Source organism: Vibrio sp. V42_P2S4T144 (assembly GCF_009904715.1).
In the GTDB taxonomy this organism is placed as follows: domain Bacteria; phylum Pseudomonadota; class Gammaproteobacteria; order Enterobacterales; family Vibrionaceae; genus Vibrio; species Vibrio alginolyticus.
This window is the reverse complement of the sequence record NZ_WXWS01000490.1, coordinates 1-7,205: the sequence shown is the minus strand read 5'-3', so window position 1 is coordinate 7,205 and position 7,205 is coordinate 1. Positions and strand designations below refer to the sequence as shown.

General features: G+C 45.4%; 8 protein-coding genes and 1 pseudogene. 3 read left to right on the top strand and 6 right to left on the bottom strand.

From position 1 onward, the window contains the following. The 6 genes and pseudogenes from CAG68_RS16230 to rpmE form a co-directional block, all read right to left on the bottom strand. Positions 1–124, bottom strand: a pseudogene (locus CAG68_RS16230) (50S ribosomal protein L2); the annotation flags it as partial. A 15-nt stretch (positions 125–139) separates the two neighbouring features. Further along, complete coding sequence (rplW, locus tag CAG68_RS16225) at positions 140–442, bottom strand: 50S ribosomal protein L23 (RefSeq protein WP_004398471.1); 303 nt, start codon at positions 440–442, stop codon at positions 140–142. Continuing rightward, positions 439–1,041, bottom strand: coding sequence for a 50S ribosomal protein L4 (rplD, locus tag CAG68_RS16220; RefSeq protein ID WP_005379556.1), 603 nt, complete (start codon positions 1,039–1,041; stop codon positions 439–441). The genes rplW and rplD overlap by 4 nt, the downstream gene beginning before the upstream one ends. Positions 1,042–1,058: 17 nt before the next feature. After that, the gene (gene rplC, locus CAG68_RS16215) at positions 1,059–1,688 is read right to left on the bottom strand and encodes a 50S ribosomal protein L3 (protein WP_005379555.1); all 630 of its coding nucleotides are present in this window, start codon (positions 1,686–1,688) and stop codon (positions 1,059–1,061) included. A 14-nt stretch (positions 1,689–1,702) separates the two neighbouring features. Then, positions 1,703–2,014 (bottom strand): 30S ribosomal protein S10, encoded by a 312-nt coding sequence (rpsJ, locus tag CAG68_RS16210; RefSeq protein WP_004410492.1) that lies wholly within the window; start codon positions 2,012–2,014, stop codon positions 1,703–1,705. A gap of 456 nt (positions 2,015–2,470) precedes the next feature. Then, positions 2,471–2,692: a 50S ribosomal protein L31 gene (gene rpmE, locus CAG68_RS16205; protein ID WP_005379546.1), complete on the bottom strand. Its 222-nt coding sequence runs from the start codon at positions 2,690–2,692 to the stop codon at positions 2,471–2,473. Positions 2,693–2,988: 296 nt separating this feature from the next. On the opposite strand from rpmE, the gene priA reads away from it, so the two are divergent. The 3 genes from priA to ftsN all read left to right on the top strand — a co-directional run. Further along, on the top strand, positions 2,989–5,193 hold the full coding sequence (gene priA / locus CAG68_RS16200; protein ID WP_161441369.1) for a primosomal protein N': 2,205 nt from the start codon (positions 2,989–2,991) through the stop codon (positions 5,191–5,193). A gap of 303 nt (positions 5,194–5,496) precedes the next feature. Further along, on the top strand, positions 5,497–6,525 hold the full coding sequence (gene cytR, locus CAG68_RS16195; RefSeq protein WP_254901949.1) for a DNA-binding transcriptional regulator CytR: 1,029 nt from the start codon (positions 5,497–5,499) through the stop codon (positions 6,523–6,525). 224 nt (positions 6,526–6,749) lie between these two features. Further along, positions 6,750–7,205 (top strand): cell division protein FtsN (ftsN, locus tag CAG68_RS16190; RefSeq protein WP_161441368.1); only part of this gene is annotated, 456 nt, incomplete at its 3' end.

The following is a 7,205-nucleotide window of genomic DNA, read 5'->3' as shown; positions in this document are numbered from 1 at the left end:
CACCGTTCTTAGAGTTTTTCTCTAGAAGAGGTGCGTATGGCTTGCCCTTGTGTAGGTCAGCGTTAACAACTTTAACAACGTGACGACGACCAGGGGAAGTCGGCTTACATTTAACAATAGCCATTTTTAACTACTCCTGTTATTCCGCGCCGCCAACGAAGTCAAGATCTTGACCTTCTTTCAAAGTAACGTACGCTTTCTTAACGTCGCTGCGGCGACCTTGGCGTAGACCTTGACGTTTGGTCTTACCCTTAGTGATAAGAGTATTTACAGACTTAACTTCAACTTCAAATAGCTTTTCTACAGCTGCTTTGATCTCTTTTTTAGTCGCATCTTTAGCTACTTTGAAAACGATAGTGTTCGCTTTCTCAGCTGCCATAGTTGCTTTTTCAGAGATGTGCGGTGCACGTAGAACTTTTAGGATACGCTCTTCAGTGATCATGCTAGCATTTCCTCTACTTGCTTAACTGCTTCTGCAGTCATTACAACTTTGTCAAACGCGATTAGAGATACTGGATCGATACCAGCAACATCACGTGCGTCAACTTTGTATAGGTTACGAGCAGCTAGGAATAGATTCTCATCTACTTCGCTAGTCACGATTAGAGCGTCAGTTAGCTCAAGCTCTTTAAGCTTAGCAACTAGCTCTTTAGTCTTTGGTGCTTCAACTGAGAAGTTATCAACAACGATTAGACGCTCTTGACGAACAAGCTCAGAAAGAATGCTCTTCATAGCACCACGGTACATTTTTTTGTTTACTTTTTGGCTGTGATCTTGTGGTTTCGCAGCAAAAGTAACACCACCTGTACGCCAGATTGGGCTACGGATTGTACCAGCACGCGCACGGCCAGTACCTTTTTGACGCCATGGCTTAGCGCCACCGCCAGAAACTTCTGAACGTGTTTTTTGAGCACGAGTACCTTGACGAGCACCTGCTGCGTACGCAACAACTACTTGGTGTACAAGAGCTTCGTTAAACTCACGTCCGAAAGTAGTTTCGGAAACAGTTAGTGCATCGGCACCTTTAACCATTAGTTCCATTACTTACTCCTGAGACGTTATGCTTTAACAGCTGGTTTAACGATCACGTTGCCGCCAGTTGCGCCTGGGACTGCACCTTTAATAAGAAGCAGGTTGCGCTCAGCGTCAACACGTACGATCTCTAGGTTTTGAGTCGTTACACGCTCAGCACCCATGTGACCTGCCATTTTCTTGCCTTTAAATACGCGACCTGGAGTCTGACATTGACCGATAGAACCAGGAGCACGGTGAGACAATGAGTTACCGTGAGTCATATCTTGAGTACGGAAGTTCCAACGCTTAACAGCGCCTTGGAAACCTTTACCCTTAGATGTACCAGTAACGTCTACTTTCTTAGTTTCGTTGAATAGTTCAACAGTTAGTTCTGAACCAACTTCGAACTCTTCGCCGTTTTCTAAACGGAATTCCCAAAGACCGCGACCAGCTTCAACGCCAGCTTTAGCAAAGTGACCTGCTTCAGCTTTGTTTACACGGTTAGCTTTCTTAGAACCAGCTGTAACCTGGATTGCTGCGTAGCCGTCAGTTTCAAGAGTTTTCACTTGAGAAACACGGTTAGCTTCAACCTCAACAACTGTTACTGGGATAGAAACGCCTTCTTCAGTAAATACGCGGGTCATGCCCACTTTACGACCGATTAGACCAATCATACTTCTAATCTCCCTTAACCTAGGCTAATTTGAACGTCAACGCCCGCAGCAAGGTCTAGACGCATTAGAGCATCAACAGTCTTGTCTGTTGGCTCAACGATGTCGATTAGACGCTTGTGAGTACGGATTTCGTACTGGTCACGTGCTTTCTTGTTAACGTGTGGAGAGATAAGAACTGTGAAACGCTCTTTACGAGTTGGCAGTGGGATTGGACCACGAACCTGTGCGCCAGTGCGCTTAGCTGTTTCAACGATTTCCGCTGTAGAAGCATCGATTAGTTTGTAATCGAAAGCTTTTAGGCGGATACGGATACGTTGGTTCTGCATGAGACAGAGCTCCAAATTTAATAAATTACACAAACAATATCGCCACTCAAACTCGTCAAGACGAGAGAATGCCGATTGATTTATGTGAAACCGTAGCATCCAAGATTAGGACGCATTGTCAGTTAATTTTCGATTAACTATCCCTATATGCCAAAGTCACCTTTGAGGATAGTTTTTCCGAAGAAAAGATAGCTAATTGTATTAACCGCGAACATAAGCTGAGTATACATTACCTCACAAATCCTTAGATTTGCTCGCTCCTCACTGCTCATTGGTTCACAACTGGCTTAACCAGTGCGCTGCATTATACAGATCACACTTTAGGTTGCAAGCGCTGAGTGAAAAATAATCGGGAATATTCCAAACCCCATACGTTCCTCTTCGCTTGGTAGCCATTAAAACAAAAAGGACGCCGAAGCGTCCTTTTCTAAACTGTAATCGTAATAGCGGCTGCTATTATTTCTTACCGCTTGATAGTGCACCGAAACGCTTGTTGAAGCGATCAACACGGCCGCCTGTATCAACGATACGTTGCTTACCAGTGTAGAATGGGTGACACTTGTCACATACGTCTAGGTGGATAGACTCTTTACCTAGAGTAGAGTTGAACTCAAAAGAGTTGCCGCAAGAACAAGTCGCTTTTACTGCTTTGTATTCTGGGTGGATACCAGCTTTCATGGGATAACCTCAATAGTAGGCCGTGTCGCTATACGAATCTAAGCCGCACACCACACGCAATTAATAATAAAATGGGATACCGCATCAACTAATTGCCGAAGCCATATCTCAAGGCGCGATATAGTAAAGAATCACATTGCTCGGATCAACACATTTGGCAACTTTTTCGCCACTTTTTTAGCCAGACTAATCATAGAGGCACGATTCACGCTGAATCGCATTGCTTTACTCGAATTTCCATACCGATTTTAATAGACTCTCATTTCCTTTCCCTCTTTTTTAATAGCTAAGAATTTATGCGTCCAACCATTGCTAGAGTGGCATTACCCGTTCCGCTCGACAAACAATTTGATTACGCCATTCCGGGGCACCTGTTTCCGATCATTGGTGGACGCGTTTCCGTACCTTTTGGACGCCAAACGTTAGTTGGCATCGTCACCGCGATGGTTAATCACTCGGACTTTCCCAAAGATCAACTCAAGCCAATCAAAGCAGTTCTTGATTCTCAGCCGATATGGTCTGAAAAGCTTTATTCGTTGCTGACTTGGTGCAGCCAGTTCTACCAATACCCACTTGGAGATACGCTACACAATGCGATGCCAGCAGCTCTACGTAAAGGAAAGCCTGCAGCTTTTGCGACGCTACAAGAGTGGCAAATTACCGAATCCGGTAAAGACAAGCTGATGCAAGGGCTTGATCGTCGAGCGGTCAAACAACAGAAGGTCTTGCAAATGTTGGTTAACGGCGCTTTGCCTCACCAGGAATTTGTCGACCAAGAGATAGCCTCAACAGTACTAAAGTCTTTAGAAGAGAAAGGCTGGATTGAACGTATCGAGAAGAAGCCTGTAATCACCCAGTGGGGACAGCACGTTGAATGCGACGTCGAAAAGCCAAAGCTCAACCACGAACAAGCGCTGGCTATTGCGAGTGTAAATAGCCAAACAGGTTTTGCCTCCTATTTATTAGAAGGCGTCACGGGCTCAGGTAAGACAGAAGTGTACCTCAACCTTATCAAGCCAGTTTTAGAGCAAGGGAAACAAGCCTTGGTTTTAGTACCAGAGATTGGCTTAACGCCCCAAACCATCAACCGCTTTAAACGCCGTTTTAATGTGCCAGTTGACGTCATCCACTCCGGGTTAAACGAGACGGAGCGTCTGAATGCGTGGCTTTCTGCACGCGACAAAGCGGCCGGAATCATTATCGGCACACGCTCTGCCCTACTCGCGCCTTTTGCTGATCTCGGGATTATCATTGTGGACGAGGAACATGACACCTCTTACAAACAGCAAGATAGCTTGCGTTATCATGCACGCGATGTTGCTGTAATGCGCGCTCATAAAGAACAAGTTCCGATTGTTCTGGGCTCAGCCACACCTGCACTGGAGACATTACACAATGCCTTGTCAGGCAAATATCACCATTTAACACTAACCCAACGAGCTGGCTCTGCCGTGCCAACCACTAATAAAGTGTTAGATGTAAAAGGTCAGTATTTAGAAAGTGGTTTATCTGCCCAACTGATTGCCGAGATGCGCAAGCATTTAAAAGCGGGCAATCAAGTAATGTTGTTTCTTAACCGTCGAGGCTTTTCGCCCGCTTTGATGTGCCATGAATGCGGTTGGATTGCAGAATGTAAACGCTGTGATGCGTACTATACGTTCCACCATTACAGCAACGAAATACGCTGCCATCACTGCGGCTCACAACAACCGGTGATTCATCAATGTCAGGGGTGTGGTTCAACCCAATTGGTTACCGTCGGCGTAGGAACGGAACAACTCGAACAACAATTGGCTCAGTTATTTCCAGAATACAACGCCATTCGCATCGACAGAGACAGCACACGTCGTAAAGGTAGTTTGGAAGATGCCCTTGAATCGATTCGCAAAGGTGAACATCAAATTCTGATTGGCACCCAAATGCTGGCTAAGGGGCACCATTTTCCAAATGTAACGCTCGTTGCTCTTTTGGATGTTGATGGCTCTCTCTATAGTAGTGACTTCCGCGCTTCCGAGCGACTAGCGCAGTTGTTTATTCAGGTCGCAGGTCGTGCCGGCCGCGCAAGTAAACCTGGCGAGGTTATCCTACAAACCCACCATCCTGAGCACAGCTTGCTGCAAGCCCTGCTTCAAAAAGACTATCGCCACTTTGCTATGACTGCTCTGGAAGAACGCAAACTGGCTCAGCTTCCGCCTTATAGTTTCTTGACTCTGTTTAAAGCAGAGGCGAACCAAAGTGAGATAGTTGAAGACTTCCTGCGTCAGGTTCGCTTTACGTTAGAGTCACACCCTCTGTTCGATGATTCCTGCATGGTGTTAGGCCCTACTCCTTCACCTTTGGCCAAGCGGGCTGGTAAATACCGCTGGCAACTATTACTGCAAACTCAGCATCGTTCATTGATGCAAAAGTTATTAACCAGTGCCAAACCTGCTATTGAGTTGTTGCCAAATGCTAAGAAAGTACGCTGGAATTTAGACATAGAACCACAAGATCTCAGCTAGCAAACGTTTAACTATGTAATGAATTACCATTTAATGTGACCAGAATCACACCAAGATTACAATTTTTGTTAAACAGACCGTAACTTTCACTTTAGAAATGAATAGACTATCCAAATTAGAAAAGTCTAAAGTGACTTGTTTGCACAGGCTTAGATTAAAACAATGACTATTCCCACAAATTGATATCGCGGTGAAGAATCCATTTTCCCACTCGTTAACACGAACTGAGCGAAGAGCAAATACAGCTCTAACTCGGTTTGATTACTCTGATTTCAAACCGGAATAACGTCATCTTGGCAAAAAATAAATGAGAGGTTAAAAACTATGGCGACAATGAAGGATGTTGCCCAGCTTGCGGGAGTGTCTACGGCTACGGTATCTCGAGCCTTAATGAATCCAGAGAAAGTCTCTTCTTCTACAAGAAAAAGAGTAGAAGATGCCGTACTTGAAGCGGGTTATTCTCCAAACTCATTAGCGCGTAACTTACGTAGAAACGAATCAAAAACCATTGTTACTATCGTTCCCGACATCTGTGATCCTTATTTTTCTGAAATTATTCGCGGTATTGAAGATGCAGCCATGGAACATGGCTATCTAGTCCTGCTGGGCGATAGCGGACAACAGAAGAAACGCGAAAGCTCTTTCGTTAACCTCGTATTTACTAAGCAGGCAGATGGAATGCTACTGCTTGGTACAGATCTACCATTCGATGTCAGTAAGCCAGAGCAAAAGAACTTACCTCCGATGGTAATGGCGTGTGAATTTGCGCCAGAGCTCGAGCTTCCGACAGTACATATTGATAACCTGACCTCAGCATTTGAAGCGGTGAATTACCTGACTCAATTAGGTCATAAACGCATTGCTCAAATCTCTGGACCAGATACAGCAATATTGTGTCAGTTCCGCCAGCAAGGCTACCAACAAGCCCTGCGCCGTGCCGGCATCAATAAAGATCCACAATATAGTGTCATTACTGAGTTCTCTTTTGATGGCGGAGCAAAAGCCGTTCGTAAACTGCTCGAATTGCCAGAACCACCAACGGCTATTTTCTGTCACTGTGACACAATGGCCATCGGCGCAATTCAAGAAGCGAAAAAGCTTGGCTTACGAGTACCGCAAGATCTCTCTGTTGTGGGCTTTGATGACATTAACTTCGCTCAGTACTGCGATCCACCGTTGACCACCATCTCTCAACCTCGCTATGAGATTGGTCGACAAGCGATGCTAATGATGCTCGAGATGTTAAAAGGCCACGACGTGCATTCAGGCTCGCGTCTGCTTGAAACTAATCTCGTCATTCGTGGAAGTGCAGCGCCACCACAGCGCCCTTAACCTAAAGATTAGGTATTCATCCCCAAAGCGGTGCTAAGGCGCCGCTTTTTATTTACCCCTCCTGCTTTTTGTATATCCCCAAATAAATATAAGCGAGAACAGAAACACACTCCTACACTCGGGCGTTGTCGCGCTTTAGCTATCAAGATTCTATCAATAGGGTGTTTTCTCAACTCGTTCTGGATTAACATATTTGCAAGAATCCTTGATGACCAGAAATAACCGTGGCAAATAGAGATTATGTAAGACGGGGGCGAGGTGCCCCAAAAAAGTCGACAAAAAAACAGCCGCCGAGAAGAAAAAAACCTTGGCGCAGTGGCCTGCTCGCTATCTTGCTCGTGGGCGGTTTTGGCTATGGTCTTTACCTTTTGAGTAGCGACCCAGAACCTAAGCAACCCGTCGTGAAGCAGCCAACAACCACTGTAAGCAAACCAAAGCCGAAAAAAGACTTGCCGCCACCACCAGAAGAAAAATGGGAATATGTTGAGTCACTACCGAAACGTGAAGTTGAAGTTGTGGCCAAAGAAATTGAAGTTTCTAAAATTCCTTACATCATGCAGTGTGGCGCGTACAAAACTCAGGCACAAGCCGAAGAGCGCAAGCTTGCAATCGCGTTCCAAGGGATGTCGAGCAAGATTCGTAAGAAAGAAGGCAGTTCATGGTATCGCGTGGTGCTAGGT